An 18,366-nucleotide genomic window follows, 5' to 3' on the forward strand; every position below is an offset into this window, starting at 1 on the left:
ACGGCGGGGGCCCCCGGCCCTCGCCGCTGCGTGCCGCCTATGACCGTGCTTCGCCTGGCCGTCACCTTCGTGATCTGTGTCCTCGGCGTGCTCGTCTTCGACGCCCTTTCGCTGCCCCTCCCGTTTCTGCTCGGCCCGCTGTTCGGGTGCCTGACGGCGGCACTGCTGGGCGCGCGGCTGTCCAGCTACCCGCCGTTGACCAACACCATGCGTACGATCCTGGGCGTGGCCGTCGGCGCGTCCTTTACCCCTGCGGTGGTCAGTCAGCTGCCGTCGATGGCGCTGTCGCTGATGCTGGCCCCGGTATTTCTGCTGGCGGCGGGGGTGGCGGGCTATCCGTTCCTGCGCCGGATCTGCGGCTTTGACCGGGCGACCGCCTTTTACGCGGCCATGCCCGGCGGATTGCAGGACATGTTGTTGTTCGGCGAAGAGGCGGGCGGCGATCCCCGCGCCCTGTCGCTTTTGCATGCCACCCGCGTCCTGCTGATCGTGACGATCATCCCCGCCCTGCTCGTGCTGGTCTGGGACATCGACCTGACCGCCGCCCCCGGCGCGCCCGCCAGCAGTTTCACCCTGACCGAACTGGCCATCATGGCCGCCGCCGGGCTGATCGGCTGGTACCTGGCCCAACGTGTCGGCCTGTTCGGGGCGTCGATCCTCGGGCCGTTGATCCTGACCGCCGGCCTGACCCTTGCCGGAGTGATCGAACAACGCCCCCCGGCCGAGGCGATCCAGGCCGCGCAATTCTTTATCGGCATGGTCGTGGGCGTCAAATATTCGGGCATCACGATGGCCGAGGTGCGCCGCTTTCTGGTGGCCGGTCTGGGCCATGGCCTGGTCCTGACGGTCATCGCCGCGATCTTTGCCGAAGCCGTGGTGCTGTTGGGCCTGGCCCCGCAACTGGATGCGATCCTTGCATTTTCCCCAGGCGGGCAGGCGGAAATGGCGGTGATGGCAATCGTGGCCGGCGCCGATGTGACCTATGTGATCATGCACCACGTGACGCGGATCGTGATCGTGATCACCTGCGCCCCGCTGATCTTTCGCTGGCTGCGCTGACGCAGTTGTCATGGGACTTTGCGTCCCGTGCCCCCTATCTGATGTCACGACACAGCCACCGGAGGTCCCCATGAACCCAATCCGCATTGCCGCTCTTCTGGCCCTACCGCTCTTGCCCTTGCCTGCCGCCGCAGGCGAAGCCGTTGTCGCAGGCGGCTGTTTTTGGTGCGTCGAATCCGACTTTGAAAGCGTCGCGGGCGTGGGCGATGCGATCTCGGGCTTTACCGGTGGGACAACGGCGAACCCGGTCTATCGCCGCTCCGGCGATCATATCGAGGCGGTGCAGATCCCCTTTGATGACAGCGTGATTTCGTATCGGGAGATTCTGGATCTCTACTTCCGCTCCATCGACCCGCTGGACGCAGGCGGGCAGTTCTGTGACCGGGGCCTGGAATATACCACCGCCGTCTTCGTCGATGGCCCCGAACAACGCGCCGTGGCCGAGGCCGCCAAATCCGCCGCCGAGGCGGACCTTGGCCAGCAGATCGTCACCCCGATCGTTGACGCAGGGACCTTCTATCCGGTCGACGACTACCACCAGGATTATTACAAATCCGACGACCGGCTGGGCGTGACCTCGGTCGGCGTTCTGGTGACCAAGGCCACGGCCTACAAACGGTATCGCCAGGGCTGCGGCCGCGACGCGCGTGTGCGCGCAATCTGGGGCGATGCGGCCCCCTTCGCAGGCTGACATCCGCGCGCGCGTCCGACCTGGATCACCCCTGGATCACCCGCCCGTCACCTGCGGGTTTTCCACCCCCGGCGCGCGCCCGGCGTCTTGGAATGAAAGTCGGCAGGCCGCTTGCGCACCCAGGCGATGAACCGCGCCAGACGCGGGTGGCTGCGCAGTTTTTCCGGCGTATCCCAAAGGCGCGCCAGCTCCGCTTCCGAGGCGCTGGCGTGAATTTCATTGTGACATATCTGATGCATAAGAACGACAGGCCCGCCTTTGCCCCCGCGCAACTTGGGCACCAGGTGGTGCAGGCTCTGCGGGGTGCCCGGCAGGATCGGCCGCGCGCACAGGGCACAGATGGGGTGGCTTGCCGCCGCGCTCTCTGACATGCACCGAAAGATGGAGCGTCCGCAGCCCGAAACAACCGTCGCCATCATCGGCGCAGGCCCCGCCGGGTTGATGGCGGCAGAGGCGGCTGCCGTGGCGGGCGCGCGTGTGACGGTCTACGACCAGATGCCCAGCCCTGCGCGCAAGCTGCTGATGGCGGGAAAATCGGGGCTGAATGTGACTCACGACGGGCCGGATTTCTCCAAGGCCTATGCCTGCGCGCCACTGGTGCCGATGATCGACGCCTTCGGCCCCCCCGAGGTCCGCACCTGGATGGAGGACCTGGGCCAGCCCGCCTTCACCGGATCGACCGGGCGGGTGTTTCCCGAAACGATGAAGGCCTCGCCCCTGCTGCGCGCCTGGCTTGCGCGCTTGGACGGGTTGGGCGTGACATTGGTGCGACGGGCGCGCTGGACCGGTTGGGACGGGACCAATCTGACCTTTGCCGACGGCAATCAGGTATCAGCGGACGCGACCATTCTGGCGCTTGGCGGGGCGTCCTGGCGACGACTTGGGTCGGACGGAACCTGGGCCGGCTTCCCCGAACTGGCGGATCACGTCGCGCCGTTCCAGCCCTCCAACGTCGGGTTTCGGGTGACCTGGTCCGCGCATATGGCCAAACACTTCGGCGCGCCGGTCAAGAACACCGGGATGATAGTCGACGGTCGGTGCCATCGTGGCGAATTTACCGTTTCTGAACAAGGGCTTGAAGGTGGCGGCCTCTACCCCCTGACGCCGCTGTTGCGCGCGGGCGCGCCGCTGGCGCTGGACCTGAAACCGGACCTGACACAGGCCGAGGTCGCCGCCCGCCTGGCCGGGCGCGGCAAGCAGAGCCTGCCAAATCACCTGCGCCGCACGCTCCGCCTCAGCCCGGTTCAGATCGCGTTGCTTCAGGAATTCGCCCGCCCGTTGCCCGATGATCTGGCGCCTGCGATCAAACACCTGCCGGTCCCCCTGCGGGGCCCCAACGACATCGACCAGGCGATCTCCACCGCCGGCGGCCTGCGGTGGGACGCGCTGACGGCGGACCTCATGCTACGCGACAGGCCCGGAGTTTTTGTCGCCGGTGAAATGCTGGACTGGGAGGCCCCGACCGGCGGCTGGCTGATCACCGCCTGCCTTGCCACCGGTCAATGGGCGGGGCGGGCGGCGGCGCGGTTCGCGGCCGGCTAGTCGTCCCACTCCACGTCGAACTTGGTGACGAGCGACGTGACCTCGCCCGACGTCAACCCGCGCGGCGACATCCCCCGCGTCATCAGCGTCAGCTGCGCAGTGGCCTCCAGCTCTTCGATGGCATTGCAGGCCGCGACCACGTCCTTGCCTGCGACAACCGGCCCGTGATTGGCCAGCATGACCGCAGACCGCTTGCCCGCCAGCCCCCGCACTGCTTGCCCCATGGCCGGATCGCCCGGCATGAAATATGGCAACAGGGTCACCCGGCCCAGTTGCATCACGCCGTAAGGCGTAAGCGGCGGCAGGAAGTCATCGCCTGGTTCCGTCAACAGCGACAGCGCGACCGAATGGCAAGAATGCAGATGCACCACCGCCCCCGCGCTGCGCGTGTCGTAAAAGGCGGAATGCAAAGGCATTTCCTTTGTCGGCTTGTCCCCTCCGACGTGGTTGCCCTGTGCGTCGAACCGCGCCAGCCGCCCAGGATCGAGCCGCCCGAAACTGGTCCCCGTAGGCGAGACCAGCAGGCCCCCATCCTCGGTGCGGGCCGAAATGTTCCCCGTCGATCCATGGGTCAGCCCCCGATCAAAGATCGACTTGGCCAGCATGCATATCTGTTCGCGCAACACCGTGTCAGTCATGGGCCAGGGCCCTGCGGAACGCCGGACGCGCCCGCATCCGGTTCATATGGGATCGCAACCCGTCAGGCAGGTCGAATTTCAGCCCCATGGCCCAGCCGCAGCAATGGGCCAGCAGGAAATCGGGGATCACCGGATCAGCCCCCATCAGGCAGGGCCCTTCCCCCAACAGGTCCGCCATCACGCGGGCGTATTGGTCAAATTGCCAGCGCAGCGAGTCTTTGACGGCCGGGACCCGATGCGCCTCGGGCAGGACGAAGGAGTGCTTGGCATAGTCCCACAGGACCGCATCGAATGTCTCGTTGATGGTATTGGTCAGGGCGTCCTGCTTGCCGCGCAGGTAGCTGCCCGCCGGATGGGTAAAGCGCCCCTCCCGGTCCGCCAGCATCGTCATCATCGCGACCGAATCGAACAGCGGCCCGTCGTCCGTGATCAATACCGGGATCTTGCCCAGGGGTGAGACAGCCAGGGCCTCCGGGCTGCGCGGCGCGGCCTGGTGGAATTCGAACGGCAGCGCCAATTCCTCCAACAGCCAGAGCGGGCGCAGCGCGCGGGATTTCACCTTGCCGTGGAGTTTGTACATTTGCGGGACCTCTCGGGGTCGGGTTCACATTCTGGGCCTATCCGCGCACCATCATGGCAAGCCGGATCAGCGCCCGTTCCATCACCGCCATCTGAGGCGCGCGCGAGGCGGAGCGCAAGGTCAGGTCGGTATCCATCAGAAGCGCCAGCGCCCCCTCCAGCTTGGCCGCTCCCCAGGCGCGCACCTGCCGTTCCATCGCATCGCGGCGCGGGCCGAAAACCGGAGGGCGCAGGTTGCCGACCCCGCCCGCGACGGCCCCTGCGTGCAGCTGCTGAAAATGCCGGGTGGCAAAGATCACCAGCGTCACGGCGGCGACCCCTTGCCCGGCCAGCCGTTGCATCAACGGCCCGATGGCGGCGGCGTTGCCGTCGGCGGCGGCGGCGATGACCTCGTCGGTATCGGCATCGATCGTCGCGGGGGCCATCAGGCGGACGGCCTCGGGCGTCACCTGTTCCCCGTTCGCGTACAGCGACAACTTGGTCAGGGTCTGACGAAAATCTCCGGGGTCCAGCTGCGCGGCCAGCGCTTCGACTCCGCGCGCCGCCTCGGGCGACAGGGTCAGCCCCTCGGCCGCGACGGCGGCCTCGATCTCGTCGCGGCCCATCGGATCGTCATAAAGTCCGACGGCCGCCGCCTTTGGATGCGCCTCGAAAGCCTTGCGCAGCCTCGAGGTCTTTTTCAGCGCCCCGCCCGTGACAACCAGCGCCGCGTCGCCCGGTGCCCAATCCGACAGCGCGGCCAGAATCGGGGGGGCCTGGGTCTCGGTCACGCCATCGACGAAGACGACGCGCGGGCCGGGAAAGAAGCCGACGGCCTTCAGCGCGTCGATCACGGCGGTCGGATCGGATTTCACCTCCGCTCCGGTCAGGCGGGTCAGGCGCATGTCGGCCTCTGCCTCGGGGCCTGCGTAATTGGCGATGAAATCCTGCCGCTTGAGGGCGACGCGCATCGCGTCGGCCCCGTAGATGAGCACCCCAGCGGTGCCCGGATCGGGCTTGGCAAAGAACCGGGTGGCCTGAGCCCCACGCAGGTTCACAATCCGTCCGCCTCAGACAGCAGGCGGGTGACGACCTTGTCTGCCAGGATCGCCGCCAGACGGGTTTCGGCGTCGCGTTCGGATTCCAGCGTGGAAATGGTGGAGCCGGTGGCGGAATAGGCGGTGAAAGCGGTCTCGATACCCCGTAGGGCGGGGTTCACGCCGCCTTCGGCCGTCAGCGTCCAGGTCATCCGCCCCTCCAGGTCGAAGCGGGTGATGTTGTTGGACCCGTCGATGGCCAGGCCGGTTTCCTCGGTCACGATCACATAGGTCAGGTCGTAGCGGGCGGCCGTGGGCCGGCCCAGCCGGGCTTCGAACTGGCGGGTGAAGGCGAAATCGAAATCCGTCGAAGGCTCCGCCACCCGCACCGCGGAGCGGAGCATCAGACCGTCGCCCCCCGGCCCGTAGACCGGGGTGAAGCCGCACGCCGCAACCGTGGCCAAGGCCCCGGCCAGCAGAAGTCGTCGGGTTGTCTTGCGCATCGCCAGTTGCATCGCTGTCTCCCCGTCCGAGCCGGTTGTCAGATGACCACGTTCACGATCCGCCCCGGCACCACGATCAGTTTCCTGGGTGCCGCGCCATCCAGCAGGCGCTGCACGGTGGCATCGGCCAGAACAAGCGCCTCGACCGAGGCCTTGTCGGCGTCCTTCGCGACCGTGATTTCGGACTTTTTCTTGCCGTTGATCTGGATCGGCAGGGTGACCGTATCGTCCACCAGCAGGGCCGGATCGGCCTTGGGCCAGGGGGCGGAAACGACAAAGCCTTCGCCGCCCATCATCTGCCATATCTCTTCGGCGAGGTGCGGCGTCATCGGCGACATCAGTTGCGCCAGCACCTTCATCGCGACGCGGCGGGCATCACCGCCCGCGTCGGATTTGTGCAGCGTGTTGGTGAACTCATAGAGTTTCGCGACCGACTTGTTGAAGGCAAAGCCCTCGATCCCCTCGGTCACCTCGTGGATGGCGCGGGCGGTGGCCTTTTGCAGGTCGGCGTCCGCTGCGTTGGCGGGGCGGTCGGCCCGTTCGATGTCGCTGGCCAGACGGTGCACACGCGCCAGATGCTTGGCCGTCGCCTCGGCACCCGATGCCGTCCACTCCACGTCCCGTTCCGGCGGGCTGTCGGACAGGACGAACCAACGGGCGGTGTCGGCCCCGTAGTTGGCGATGATGTCCATCGGATCGACGACGTTCTTCTTGGACTTGGACATCTTGACCGGCGGCGTGATCGTGATCGGCTCGCCTGTGGCGCGCACCGTCTTCGTCTCCAGGTCCACATCTTCGGGCAGGTGATAGACGTCCCGGCCCTTGGCATCCTTGGTCGAATAGATGGCGTGGGTCACCATGCCTTGCGTGAACAGGGCGTCGAACGGCTCTTCTGTGCCTGCCGGCAGATGGCCCGTCTTTTGCATCGCGCGCGCGAAGAAGCGGGAATAGAGCAGGTGCAGGATCGCGTGTTCCACCCCGCCGATGTATTGGTCGACGTTCATCCAATAGGCGGCATCGTCGATGTCGGTGGGCGTCTCGGCGCGGGGGGCGGTGAAGCGGGCGAAATACCACGACGAATCGACGAAGGTGTCCATCGTGTCGGTCTCGCGCCGGGCCGCGGCACCGCACGAGGGGCAAGGCACGTCGCGCCAGGTCGGGTGCCGGTCCAGCGGATTGCCCGGCACGTCAAAGGTGACGTCGTCGGGCAGACGGACAGGCAGGTTTTCCTTCTTCTCGGGGACCACGCCGCAGGCGTCACAATGCACGACCGGAATCGGGCAGCCCCAATAGCGTTGCCGCGACAGGCCCCAGTCGCGCAGGCGGTACTGAACCTTGCCCGTGCCGATACCCTGGGATTCGGCCCAGTCGATCGTGGCTTCGATCCCCTCGGACCCGGTCGCAGTGCCGACACCGGCGGGGTTGTCCAGGTAGCTCACGGTCTCGGTTTTGGGCGGAACGAAGGCATCTTCGCCGATCTCAAAGCTCTCCGCATCGACCGGCTTGAAGGTCGCCGTCACCGAGAGGCCGTATTTCCGCGCGAAGTCCAGATCGCGCTGGTCATGGGCCGGGCAGCCGAAGATCGCGCCGGTGCCGTAGTCCATCAGCACGAAATTCGCGACCCAGACCGGCAGGGTGCCGCCCAGTGGGTTGTCCACGGTCAACCCGGTGTCAAAGCCCCGCTTCTCGGCCTTTTCCAGCGCCTCTTCGGTGGTGCCGCCCTTGCGGACGTCCGTGGCAAAGGCGGCCAGGTCCGGGTTCCCGGACGCAAGCGCCTTGGCCAGCGGATGTTCCGGCGCGATGGCGATGAAGGACGCGCCGCGCAGGGTGTCGGGGCGCGTCGTGTAGATCTCGATCCCGTCGTGGCCGTGGGCCGACGCGGTCAGCGGAAAGGTCATCTCCAACCCGCGCGATTTGCCGATCCAGTTTTCCTGCATCAGGCGGACCTTTTCAGGCCAGTCGTCCAGACCCTTCAGCCCATCGAGCAGATCTTCGGCCATGGATGAGATGGCAAAGGCCCATTGCGTCAGCTCGCGCCGCTCCACCTCTGCGCCCGAGCGCCAGCCCTTGCCGTCGATCACCTGTTCGTTGGCCAGGACGGTCATGTCGACCGGGTCCCAGTTGACGATGGCAGGTTTGCGATAGACTAGGCCCGCGTCCAGCATGTCGAGGAACAGCGCCTGCTGCTGACCGTAATATTCCGGGTCGCAGGTGGCGAATTCGCGGGACCAGTCGATCGACAGGCCCAGCGGCTTCATCTGGCCACGCATCACGTCGATGTTGTTGTAGGTCCAGTCCTTCGGATGCCCGCCCGAAGCCATGGCGGCGTTTTCCGCAGGCATTCCGAACGCGTCCCATCCCATCGGGTGCAAGACGCTGAACCCGCAGGACATCTTATAGCGCGCGATGACATCGCCCATGGTGTAGTTGCGCACGTGCCCGATGTGGATGCGGCCCGACGGATAGGGGAACATCTCCAACACGTAGTACTTGGGCTTGTCCGACCGCTCGGCGTGGAACAGGTCGGCCTGATCCCAGGCGCGCTGCCATTTCGGTTCGGTCTGGGCGGCGTCGTAACGGCTCATGTCATTTCCGGATATGCTGGGGCCGCAGAGCCTGCTCTGCGGCGCTATAGTATAGAGTGTAGCGCGACGGCCTGGTCAGAGACGGCTGTCACGGATGCGCAGCTGCCGCGCGCGGGTCAGGATCGCATCTTCGATCGCGCGCTGCGTGTCCCGCGACGCGGTGCCGCCCCGCGTCCGCAACGACACGTTCAGCGATCGTGCATCCAATGCCGGATCCTTGACGAAGACCGTCGCCTGGTACGCACGCCCCCCGCCCGGAGGCGTGCCATAGCCAAACTGGATCACCCCGGAAAAAGGATCGGCGTTCTGCACCGGCATGAACGACAGCACATCGAGCGAGGCCGCCCAGAGGTAGCGATTGACCTCCAACGTGGTGTTGGGATCGTCGTTGTTGGCAAAGAGGTCGAAAAAGGACGACGCGGTGTCCGATCGGCGCGCCTCGACGGCTTCCTTATAGGGATTGCTTTGTTCGGCCGCGCGTTCCTCGGCGGTCTTGCCCCCGAAGCCGCCGCATCCCGCAACCAGTGCCGCCATGGATAGCGCCGCGATCACCCGAACCCTGGCCTGTGCCTGCATTACGCGTTCCCTCATCTGTCCGACCTGACGTTCGGCCCTGCCTACCCTATGCGCCCAAGGCGTCACAAGGCTTTGCCGCAACACCCGCGGTGTCACTGAGGCGCGACTGGGGCAACCCGTGGCGCCACTGTGGCAAGAGTGCACCGGTAACAGGGCGAAAACCGGGTCCGGCCATGGGCCATTCTTGCAGGGCCGGGCCCGATGATGGAAACGACATCCACGCCCAACGCGATTCACGTGGTGGGGACGACATGAAACACGAGGGAAAACCATGAAAACCATTCTCTTCGCCTCCACCGCTCTGGTTGCCTTCGCTGGCGCCGCTGCGGCTCAGGGCGTGGCCCTGTCCGGTAACGCCGAAATGGGTATCTACGACAACGATACCGCCGGCATGGACACGCGCTTCTTCACCGACATCGACGTGACCTTCACGATGTCCGGCGAGACCGACAACGGCCTGACCTTCGGTGCCTCCGTCGACCTCGACGAAGGTGGCTCGGGTGCCGCTGCTGTGGCAAACAACGACGACGATGGCGGCGCGACCATCTTCCTGTCCGGTTCCTTCGGCACGATCACCATGGGTGACACCGACGGCGCTCTGGACTGGGCGACCGCCGAAGTTGGCTTCAACGCTGGCGCCATCAACGACGACTTCGAGACCGCTGGCTGGAACGGCGTCAACGGCCTGGACGGCAAGCACGACGGCCAGATCCTGCGCTACGACAACACCTTCGGTGCTTTCGGCGTGGCCGTGTCGGCTGAAATCGACGACACCGGTGCAGACGACGCGATCCTCGGTGTTGGTGTCCGTTACGGTGCCGACTTCGGTGGCACCACGATCAACTTCGGCCTGGGTTACCAGTCCGGCGAAGACGCTGGCGTCGACATCGAAGCCATCGCCGTTTCGGCCAACGCCAACTTCGGCGCTGTGACCGCTGGCGTTGTCTACGAAGAGTTTGACGACGGTGTTGGTGGTGCTGGTTACGACCACGTCGGCGTCGGCGTCGGCTACACCACCGGTGCGATCTCGCTGCACGCCAACTACGGTGTGTTCGACCGTGACGGCGGCACCGAAGACAAGGGCCTGGGCCTGTCCGCTGGTTACGACCTCGGTGGCGGCGCCAGCGTTCAGCTGGGCTACGGTTCGTCCGACACCGCCGGTGTTGACACCGACAGCTGGTCGCTCGGCGTTCGCATGAACTTCTGATCCCAACCGGATCATTCGTTACGTCAAGAGCGGGCCTTGTGCCCGCTCTTTTCGTTTGGGCATACCGGACGGGAAACCACCCCGGAGGTCGCCCATGTCCCTGTCCGACATTACCGCCCGCATCGACGCCGCCTGCACCGACGCAAACCGTGCGCCGGGTGATGTGTCGCTGATCGCCGTCAGCAAGGTGCAGCCCGACGCCCGCGTCGAGGCCGTGCTGCAAAGCGGGCACCGCATCTTCGGCGAGAACCGCGTGCAGGAGGCGCAGGGAAAGTGGCCCGCCTGGCTGGACCGTTTCAACGGGGTCGAACTGCACCTGCTGGGACCGCTGCAATCGAACAAGGTCCGCCCCGCGGTCGAGCTGTTTGACGTAATCCACACCATCGACCGCCCGAAACTGGCCCGCCGCATCGCCGATATCGCGCAGGAGCTGGGGCGCGCACCACGGCTGTTCGTGCAGGTCAACACCGGCGCAGAGCCGCAGAAGGCGGGCGTCCTGCCCGATGGCGTGGATGCTCTGGTGGCCGAGATGCGGGGGATGGACCTGTCCGTGACTGGCCTGATGTGTATTCCGCCCGTCGAGGACGACCCCGCCCCCCATTTCGACCTGCTGGCGGACCTGGCCGCGCGCAACGGGCTGGACGGGTTGTCCATGGGCATGAGCGCGGATTTCGAAACCGCAATCGCCCACGGGGCGACCCATGTGCGCGTCGGTTCCGCGATCTTTGGTGCGCGCACGGCGGCCTGAAGCCCGCCCTACGGCTGACGCGCAGGACCCGTAGGGCGGGCTTCAGGCCGCCTTCCTCCGACGCACAGGCGCAGGCCCGGACGCAGGTGCGCCACGAGCCAGCGCAGGTCCGGCGCTGCAAAGGCGACGCAGCCCTCGGTCGGATGGCCGGGCCTGCGCCAGCGATGCAGGAAAATGGCCGACCCCTTTCCGGGCTGCGCGCACGGCCAGTTCCAGTCGGTCAGAATCACGAGATCATAAAGCGGGTCGGCCCGCCGGAGCGCCTCGTGCGAGGCGGCAAAGGGCGCGCGGACCGGGTGATTGTAGGCAGGATGCGCCGGATCATCGCACCAGAGGTCGCGCGGACCGATCGGTTTCGCCCAAGGATGCGGGCGCGGCACGCGGTCGGGCCGATAGAGCAGGCCGATAACCCGGTGCAGACCCGTCGGCGTCGCCCCGTCCCCCTCGCGCTTGTCGCGCGTCAGTCCCCCGCGACCGATGGTGCAAGGCAACCGTCGCCCCCGAAACCGCAGGCCCGTGGGGGTCAGAACCATGTCGGCGGGGGTCATCGCAGGTGCCCCGATTTCTGACGTTTCACGTCCAGGTAGGCGGCATTCTCCGGCCCGCGCCCCACGTGCAACGGCACGCGATCCACGACCGTGAGTCCCTGTCCTTCCATCATTGCGATCTTGCGCGGGTTGTTCGTCATCAGGCGGATTCGCGCGATGCCCAGACGGCGCAGCAGGGATGCGCCCAGACGGAAGTCCCGCTCGTCGTCCTCGAACCCCAAGCGGTGATTGGCCTGCACGGTATCGAACCCCTGATCCTGCAGGTCATAGGCCCGCATCTTGTTGGCCAGGCCGATGCCCCGCCCCTCCTGATTGAGATAGAGAAGGATCCCGGCCCCTTCGGACCCCATCGCGGCCAGCGCCCCGTGCAACTGCGGGCCGCAGTCGCATTTGAGCGAGCCGAGGACATCGCCCGTGAAACAGGCCGAATGCAGCCGCACCAGAACGGGTGTCGCGCGATCAGGGGCACCGATCTCGAAGGCATAATGCTCCTCCCCGCCGCCGTCTTCGCGGAAGACATGCAGCCGCCCGGCCCGGGCGGCGGCGATGGGCAGGCGTGCGGCGGCGACATCGCGGGGCAGGCCCGTTTCAGGCGTAACATGGGACGGCAGGACGGTCAGACCCGGCGGCGGGGGGGCCGCGACACCGACAACCGAGGGCAGGATCTGCGCCGCCTTGGCCAGGGCCACACCGCTGCGCCAGGGCGCGCAGTCCCCGCCGCGCAGGGTCGCCAAGGGCCCCTTCATGGGCGCGCGCAGGTCATGGGCCGGGTCGGCCAGCCCGCGAATCCAGGCCAAATCGGCATCAGCCGGCACCGAAACGCGGGCAATATCCCCGTCGTAGGCGCGCGCCTTCAACGTCTCGGCGCGGCGACCGGTCAACACCTGCACCAACGGCCCCAAGTCCCGCAGGGCGCTCAGCCTCTCTGCCGTGAGGGTTTCGGCCGCTGCCAGAACCAGGGGGCCGACCGCGACCGGCACGCCAAGGCGGAAATCGGCGCGCGCACGGGCGACAAGCTCGGTCAGGGTGGGCGAGAGCATGGGGACCTCTGAAACATTCGGGCGGGTGCCGCGACCCGTCGGCCCCACTTATGTAACATTTCCCCGGCGGGTGACACGTCGCCGTGATCCCGTCGTGAGAATTCTACCAAGCCGCTTGGCCTGCGCCGCCGCATAGGTCACCAAAGGGCCAACGAGATTGGAGTGACACGATGGCGAACCTCAAGAAGATCCTGCTGGTGGACGACGACGACGACCTGCGCGACGCCCTGGCCGAACAATTGGTGATGACCGAGGATTTCGACGTCTTCGAGGCCGACAGCGGCGCGACCGGCATGGCGCGTGCCAAGGAGCAGATCTACGATTTGGTGGTGCTAGACGTGGGCCTGCCCGACACCGATGGCCGCGAGCTGTGCCGCCTGATGCGCAAGTCGGGCGTGAAATGCCCCATTGTGATGCTGACCGGCCATGACACGGATGCCGACACGATCCTGGGTCTGGACGCCGGGGCCAACGACTACATCTCCAAGCCGTTCAAGTTTCCGGTCCTTCTGGCGCGCATCCGCGCCCAGTTGCGCCAGCATGAGCAATCCGAGGACGCCGTGTTCCAGCTGGGGCCGTATACCTTCAAGCCCGCGATGAAGATGCTGGTCACCGAAGACGACAAGAAAGTCCGCCTGACCGAGAAAGAAACCAATATTCTCAAGTTCCTATACCGGGCCAATGATGGCACGGTGGCGCGCGATGTGCTGCTGCATGAGGTCTGGGGCTACAACGCGGGCGTCACAACGCACACGCTGGAAACCCATATCTACCGCCTCCGCCAGAAGATCGAGCCCGATCCCTCGAACGCGCGTCTGCTGGTCACCGAAAGCGGCGGATATCGTCTGATGGCGTGACGGGCGAGACACAGGCCGGGGCGAAATACCGGATCCGGCCTGATTTACGTTAGGGAACCCTGACGAAGCTGTCTTATGCTTTCACCACCGCTGCATCCGCGGACGATCTGGATGCAACCTCCCTGTTGGACTTGGCCGGACACCGTTTGTCCGGCCTCTTTTTTCCGGCCTGCATCTTTTCCGGCCTACATCGCGGCGGGCGTCAGCGCGGCCGCTCTGGCAGGCGCAGGATCGCAGCCCCGATCAGACCTGCCCCCAACACGATCACCGACACGCCAAGGTAGGGTGCCCGCAGCGCCGCCTCGCGCCCCATTGACGGTTCCAGCCAGGCGACCGCCGCGCCGCCCGCCAAAGCCCCCAGCGGCATCATTCCCCAGCCAAAGAACCGGTAAACCGAATTGACCCGTCCCAGCAAAGCGTCGGGGATGCTGCGCTGCCGGTAGCTGACCGTGACCACGTTCCACAGCATCCCGCCCATCGCCTCGGCGAACAACGCGATCCCCACGACCAGCGGCGCAGAGGTCAGCCCGATCGCCCCGTAGGCCAAGGCAAAGATCGCCATGGCCATCCACAGGCTGCGCGTGGCCCCGACCCGCGCCGTCAACCAAGGGGCCAGCAGTCCGCCCAACACGCCCCCGGCCGCGCCCGCCGTCAGCAGGATACCGTGCCCGACAGGGCCCAGGCCCAACACCTCCTGCGAAAACAGCACCAGCATGGTCAGGGACGCCATTGCGCAGGCGTTCAACACCCCCAGCAGAATTGCCAACCGCCAGATCATCGCGTGCCGCCAGATCCAGTGCAGCCCCTCGGCCAGTTCGGTGCCAAAGGCCCGTCGCGCCGGGGCGGTTCGCGCGGGGATCACCATCAACCAGACAAGCCCCGCCGCCCCGGCGAACGTCAGCGCGTCGAACCCGAAGGGCACGGGCAGAGCCAGCGCGATCAGCACCCCGGCCAGCGGCGGTCCGATGAAATGGCCTGCAATCCGCTCGATTGACCAAAGCTGGCCGTTCGCCGCCTCCAGGGCGTCATGAGCCACCACAGCGGGCAGGACAGTCTGCGCCGCATTGTCGCGCAGCACCTCGGCCGCGCCCAACAAGAAGGCCACCGCACAAAGCCCCGCGATCATCCAGCCCGGCTCGCCCACCGGTGGCGGGGCGGCCAGCACCATCGCCACGATGCCCAGCGTCAGAACCGCGCGGAACAGGTCGGCACGGATCATCAGGCGGCGGCGGTCGATACGGTCCGTGATCACGCCCGCGGGCAGGGTGAACAACAACCAGGGCAGCCGCGTCGCCACCGCCGTCAGGGAAATCAACACCGGGTCCCGCGTCACCAAAGAGGCGAGCCAGGGAAACGCCAACGCCGAAACGCCGTCGCCCAGGTTCGAGATCCCCGAGGCGGTCACCAGCCAGCGATAATTCCGGTTCTCGCGCAGCAGCGTCAGGGACATGGGCGGCACCTCTGCAGACAGGCTGTCACCTGGCACGCGCGGCCGCAAGGGCTTGTCATCGTCGCCCCCAATAGGGTTCGATGACGCAGGAACGGAGAGTAGATCATGAGCAACGGCTTCACAGAGATGCTCGACCGGGCGCAGGCCTTTTACGGGGCGCTGGCGCGGAACAACTCCAAGGACTGGTTCGAGCCGCGCAAGGCCCAATGGAAAGCCGATATCGAAGGGCCCGCCACCCTCCTGACCGAAATCGTGGCCGAGGAGCTGAGCCGGATGACCGGGCTGGGCCATACGCCCAAGCTGTTCCGCATCTACCGAGACGTCCGATTTTCCGGGGACAAGACACCCTACAAGACGCGGTTGGGCATGCTCTGGTCGCCGGTGGAACCTGCGCCGCTGTTCTATTTCGCGATCGACCCGGACCGCACCCATGTCGGCTGCGCAGCACAGGGGTTGGACAAGGACGGGATCACCCGCTTTCGCGCGCTCGTCGATCGCGACGGCGACAGATTGCAGCAGCTTATCGACGACAGCGGCGGCACGCTGACAAGCATCGGGGCCGCGCCGTTGAAACGCGTGCCCAAGCCCTACGCCGCCAATCATCCCCATGCAGAGTTGCTCAGGCGCAGATCCCTCGCCCTGAGCCTGCCATTGGCCGACGGATGGCGCGCGGGCGACGGGCTGGTCGCGGCCCTGATCGACCGGTTCCAGGTGTTGATGCCCGTCCGCGATTTCCTGGCACGCAGCCTGTGAGCGTTCTGCGCCCAGCCACCGCCCGCGATCTGGACGCGATCTCGGACCTCTTGGGGCGATGCTATCCTGTGCTGCTGGCCGCTGATTACCCCGCCGACCTTCTGGCCGAAGCCCTGCCCGCCATGACGCGCGCGCAGCCCGCGCTGGTGGCGACGGGCACGTATCACGTCATAGACGACGGTGTTCACCTGCTGGCCGCCGGAGGCTGGACGCGCATGGCCCCGGGTGGCGATGCCGTCACGCCGGGCACCGGCCACATCCGTCACCTGGCCGTTGACCCGACGCAGGCCCGGCGCGGTCTGGGCCGCCGCCTGATGTCCCATGTCCTGGCCGAGGCGGCATCGGAGGGGATGGTCCGGCTCGACTGCCTGTCCACCCGAACGGCCGTGCCCTTCTACCGCAGCCTTGGGTTCATCGTGCGGGGTCCGGTCGCAGTGTCCATGGGCGCGGGCTTGAGCTTCCCCTCGGTCGCGATGACCCGCCCATGACGCGCAACATCGCCCTCTGGCCCTGGTTTCGGTTCTTTCGGTCCCTGATGTTCTGGCAAGCCGTCTGGTTTCTCTACATTCAGGGCCAGCTGTCGGCGGCCGAGGCGATCCTGATCTATGCGCTCTACGACATCTCGACCACCGTGCTGGAGGTGCCCTCAGGTTGGCTTTCGGACCGCTGGGGCCGCCGCCCGACCCTGATCCTTTCGGCGCTGGCGGGCGTGGCGACGGCGGGGATGCAGGCGCTGGGCGGAGATTTCTGGTGGTTCGCGCTGGCGCAGATCCTGTTGGGGGCGCATGCCGCCTTCGCCTCCGGTACCGATTCATCGCTGCTCTACGAATCGCTGGTGGACCTGGACCGCGAAGACGAGGTGGAGCGACAGGAGATGATCGGCTGGCGCGCAGGCTTCGCCGGACTCGCGATCTCGGCGCTGGCGGGTGGCGCGATGGCCCGCTGGGACCTCACCTGGCCCTACGTCGCAACCACCGTCGCGATGGTGGCCTTGCTGGCCGTCACGATTGCCCTGCGGGAGCCACCGCGCCGCACAGCCCCCGACCGCGCCGCCGTGTTGGCAACCCTCGGCGCGGCCCTGCGCCGCCCGATCCTGATCTGGCTCTTTATCCTGTCGATGCTGATGTACGGGCTGAGCCACGTCCCCTTCGTCTTCGGCCAGCCCTTTATCGAACGCGCACTGGCGGGTGGCCCGCTTGCCAGCGAGACGCCCCTGATCAGCGGCGCGATCACAGCGGCGATGATGGCGCTTTCACTGCTTGTTTCGCTGGTCGCGCCGCGCCTGCGTGCCCATGTGGGCCTGATCGCCATGCTGCTCGGGGCCATGGCCATGCAGGTGGCGCTGCCGGGGGCCCTGGCCATCGCCACGGGGCCACTGGCCGTTCTGCTGCTGCTGGCGCGCATGGTCCCCGATGCGCTCGCCAAGCCCTTCATCACGGCGCGCATCCAGCCCCTGCTCAGCGACGACAGCCGGGCCACCTATCTGTCGCTGCAAAGTCTGGCGGGACGCGTGCTCTTTGCGGCAACTCTCTGGCTCGCCGCCAGCAGCACGAGCGATATTGGCCTGATGCCCGACTCCGACCTGCGCCAACTGCTGTCGGCCTATGCCATCGGGGGGGCGCTCTGCCTACTAGGCCTTATCCTCGCGGCCAGGCACCTCCGCCTCGACTGAGGGCCCTGTTTCTTCTCGGCGAAAATACTCCGGGGGTCTGGGGGCTGGCCCCCAGCCCCGCCCCCTGCCAAAAGCGCGACAGACCGAAAGGAACGCCGATGCCCTTCACCCTCGCCACCTGGAACATCAATTCCGTTCGCCTGCGCGAGACGCTCGTCGCGCGACTGCTTGAGGAAGAAACCCCCGACGTCCTGTGCCTTCAGGAATGCAAGAGCCCGGTCGACAAGATCCCGCGCGAGGCCTTCACCGCCCTGGGCTATCCCCACATGGTCGCCCGCGGGCAGAAGGGGTACAACGGCGTCGCCATCCTGTCGAAGCTTCCGATCGAGGAAGCCGGGGCCGCCGATCACGCCGATCTGGGCCATGCGCGCCACATCGCCGGACGGCTGGCCAATGGGGTCACGATCCACAACTATTACGTGCCCGCAGGCGGCGACAAACCCGACCGGGCGATCAATGAAAAATTCGGGCAAAAGCTCGATTACCTCACCGCCATGCGCGACACGTTCCACGCGGACCGGCCCGAAAAGGCAATCCTGGTGGGGGACCTGAACATCGCGCCCCGCGAAGACGACGTCTGGGACCACAAGAAGCTGCTGAAGGTCGTCAGCCATACCCCCATCGAGGTGGAGCATCTGGCCCAGACCCAGGACGCCGGCGGCTGGGTGGACGTGACCCGCGCCGATATCCCTCAGGGCAACCTCTATTCCTGGTGGTCCTATCGCGCGCCCGATTGGGACACCGCCGACAAGGGGCGCCGGTTGGATCACATCTGGGCCACGGGCGACATTGCACAGGCCGCCCATTCCAGCCGGATCTTGCGCGATGTGCGGGGCTGGGAAAAGCCATCGGACCACGCCCCCGTTTTCGCGACGTTCGACCTCTAGCACCGCACCCTTGGA

At 66.6% G+C, this 18,366-nt stretch carries 20 protein-coding genes; 10 read left to right on the top strand and 10 right to left on the bottom strand.

Annotation, left to right across the window (positions count from 1 at the left end; genetic code table 11):
* Positions 1-39 precede the first annotated feature (39 nt).
* Both K3551_RS02080 and msrA read left to right on the top strand, forming a co-directional pair.
* The gene (locus K3551_RS02080; protein ID WP_259917272.1) at positions 40-1,059 is read left to right on the top strand and encodes an AbrB family transcriptional regulator; all 1,020 of its coding nucleotides are present in this window, start codon (positions 40-42) and stop codon (positions 1,057-1,059) included.
* A gap of 70 nt (positions 1,060-1,129) precedes the next feature.
* Positions 1,130-1,750: a peptide-methionine (S)-S-oxide reductase MsrA gene (msrA, locus tag K3551_RS02085; RefSeq protein WP_259917273.1), complete on the top strand. Its 621-nt coding sequence runs from the start codon at positions 1,130-1,132 to the stop codon at positions 1,748-1,750.
* 47 nt (positions 1,751-1,797) lie between these two features.
* Here the strand turns inward: msrA and K3551_RS02090 are convergent, their stop codons facing one another.
* A complete protein-coding gene (locus K3551_RS02090) occupies positions 1,798-2,121 on the bottom strand; it encodes an HNH endonuclease (protein WP_259917275.1) in 324 nt (107 codons plus the stop codon).
* A 10-nt stretch (positions 2,122-2,131) separates the two neighbouring features.
* Between K3551_RS02090 and K3551_RS02095 the strand changes: the two genes are divergently transcribed.
* Positions 2,132-3,292: a TIGR03862 family flavoprotein gene (locus tag K3551_RS02095; RefSeq protein WP_259917276.1), complete on the top strand. Its 1,161-nt coding sequence runs from the start codon at positions 2,132-2,134 to the stop codon at positions 3,290-3,292.
* Here the strand turns inward: K3551_RS02095 and K3551_RS02100 are convergent.
* From K3551_RS02100 to K3551_RS02125, 6 genes are all read right to left on the bottom strand, one after another.
* On the bottom strand, positions 3,289-3,930 hold the full coding sequence (locus K3551_RS02100; RefSeq protein ID WP_259917278.1) for an aldolase: 642 nt from the start codon (positions 3,928-3,930) through the stop codon (positions 3,289-3,291). The two genes, K3551_RS02095 and K3551_RS02100, sit on opposite strands and share 4 nt — an antisense overlap.
* A complete protein-coding gene (locus tag K3551_RS02105; RefSeq protein WP_259917279.1) occupies positions 3,923-4,510 on the bottom strand; it encodes a glutathione S-transferase family protein in 588 nt (195 codons plus the stop codon). Before K3551_RS02105 ends, K3551_RS02100 begins: the two co-directional genes overlap by 8 nt.
* 37 nt (positions 4,511-4,547) lie before the next feature.
* Positions 4,548-5,546 carry a DNA polymerase III subunit delta gene (holA, locus tag K3551_RS02110; protein ID WP_259917281.1) on the bottom strand — a complete coding sequence of 333 codons (999 nt, stop codon included), beginning with the start codon at positions 5,544-5,546 and terminating at the stop codon, positions 4,548-4,550.
* On the bottom strand, positions 5,543-6,040 hold the full coding sequence (lptE, locus tag K3551_RS02115; RefSeq protein ID WP_259917283.1) for an LPS assembly lipoprotein LptE: 498 nt from the start codon (positions 6,038-6,040) through the stop codon (positions 5,543-5,545). Before lptE ends, holA begins: the two co-directional genes overlap by 4 nt.
* Before the next feature lie 26 nt (positions 6,041-6,066).
* Positions 6,067-8,613 (bottom strand): leucine--tRNA ligase, encoded by a 2,547-nt coding sequence (gene leuS, locus K3551_RS02120; RefSeq protein ID WP_259917285.1) that lies wholly within the window; start codon positions 8,611-8,613, stop codon positions 6,067-6,069.
* Positions 8,614-8,688: 75 nt separating this feature from the next.
* On the bottom strand, positions 8,689-9,204 hold the full coding sequence (locus K3551_RS02125) for a DUF3576 domain-containing protein (RefSeq protein ID WP_259917286.1): 516 nt from the start codon (positions 9,202-9,204) through the stop codon (positions 8,689-8,691).
* 256 nt (positions 9,205-9,460) lie between these two features.
* On the opposite strand from K3551_RS02125, the gene K3551_RS02130 reads away from it, so the two are divergent.
* Together K3551_RS02130 and K3551_RS02135 are read left to right on the top strand one after the other, a co-directional pair.
* Positions 9,461-10,396 (top strand): porin, encoded by a 936-nt coding sequence (locus tag K3551_RS02130; RefSeq protein WP_259917288.1) that lies wholly within the window; start codon positions 9,461-9,463, stop codon positions 10,394-10,396.
* Positions 10,397-10,490: 94 nt separating this feature from the next.
* Positions 10,491-11,144 (top strand): YggS family pyridoxal phosphate-dependent enzyme, encoded by a 654-nt coding sequence (locus K3551_RS02135; RefSeq protein WP_259917289.1) that lies wholly within the window; start codon positions 10,491-10,493, stop codon positions 11,142-11,144.
* 8 nt (positions 11,145-11,152) lie between these two features.
* On the opposite strand, the gene K3551_RS02140 is transcribed toward K3551_RS02135, so the two are convergent.
* Together K3551_RS02140 and ribA are read right to left on the bottom strand one after the other, a co-directional pair.
* The gene (locus K3551_RS02140; protein ID WP_259917290.1) at positions 11,153-11,692 is read right to left on the bottom strand and encodes a L,D-transpeptidase; all 540 of its coding nucleotides are present in this window, start codon (positions 11,690-11,692) and stop codon (positions 11,153-11,155) included.
* Positions 11,689-12,732: a GTP cyclohydrolase II gene (gene ribA / locus K3551_RS02145; RefSeq protein ID WP_259917292.1), complete on the bottom strand. Its 1,044-nt coding sequence runs from the start codon at positions 12,730-12,732 to the stop codon at positions 11,689-11,691. Before ribA ends, K3551_RS02140 begins: the two co-directional genes overlap by 4 nt.
* A gap of 170 nt (positions 12,733-12,902) precedes the next feature.
* Here ribA and K3551_RS02150 point away from each other — a divergent pair, with 170 nt between their 5' ends.
* Entirely contained in the window at positions 12,903-13,589 is a 687-nt protein-coding gene (locus tag K3551_RS02150; RefSeq protein WP_259917294.1) for a response regulator transcription factor, read from the top strand.
* A gap of 202 nt (positions 13,590-13,791) precedes the next feature.
* Here K3551_RS02150 and K3551_RS02155 read toward each other — a convergent pair whose 3' ends face one another.
* Complete coding sequence (locus tag K3551_RS02155) at positions 13,792-15,039, bottom strand: MFS transporter (RefSeq protein WP_259917296.1); 1,248 nt, start codon at positions 15,037-15,039, stop codon at positions 13,792-13,794.
* 105 nt (positions 15,040-15,144) lie between these two features.
* On the opposite strand from K3551_RS02155, the gene K3551_RS02160 reads away from it, so the two are divergent.
* The 4 genes from K3551_RS02160 to K3551_RS02175 all read left to right on the top strand — a co-directional run bounded on the left by K3551_RS02160 (position 15,145) and on the right by K3551_RS02175 (position 18,351).
* Positions 15,145-15,792, top strand: a complete 648-nt coding sequence (locus tag K3551_RS02160) for a DUF2461 domain-containing protein (RefSeq protein WP_259917298.1) — start codon at positions 15,145-15,147, stop codon at positions 15,790-15,792.
* Complete coding sequence (locus K3551_RS02165; RefSeq protein WP_259917299.1) at positions 15,789-16,280, top strand: GNAT family N-acetyltransferase; 492 nt, start codon at positions 15,789-15,791, stop codon at positions 16,278-16,280. The genes K3551_RS02160 and K3551_RS02165 overlap by 4 nt, the downstream gene beginning before the upstream one ends.
* Complete coding sequence (locus K3551_RS02170; RefSeq protein WP_259917300.1) at positions 16,277-17,464, top strand: MFS transporter; 1,188 nt, start codon at positions 16,277-16,279, stop codon at positions 17,462-17,464. The genes K3551_RS02165 and K3551_RS02170 overlap by 4 nt, the downstream gene beginning before the upstream one ends.
* Positions 17,465-17,562: 98 nt before the next feature.
* Positions 17,563-18,351, top strand: a complete 789-nt coding sequence (locus K3551_RS02175) for an exodeoxyribonuclease III (protein WP_259917301.1) — start codon at positions 17,563-17,565, stop codon at positions 18,349-18,351.
* Positions 18,352-18,366 lie beyond the last annotated feature (15 nt).

The organism is Jannaschia sp. M317 (assembly GCF_025141175.1).
Lineage (GTDB): Bacteria > Pseudomonadota > Alphaproteobacteria > Rhodobacterales > Rhodobacteraceae > Jannaschia.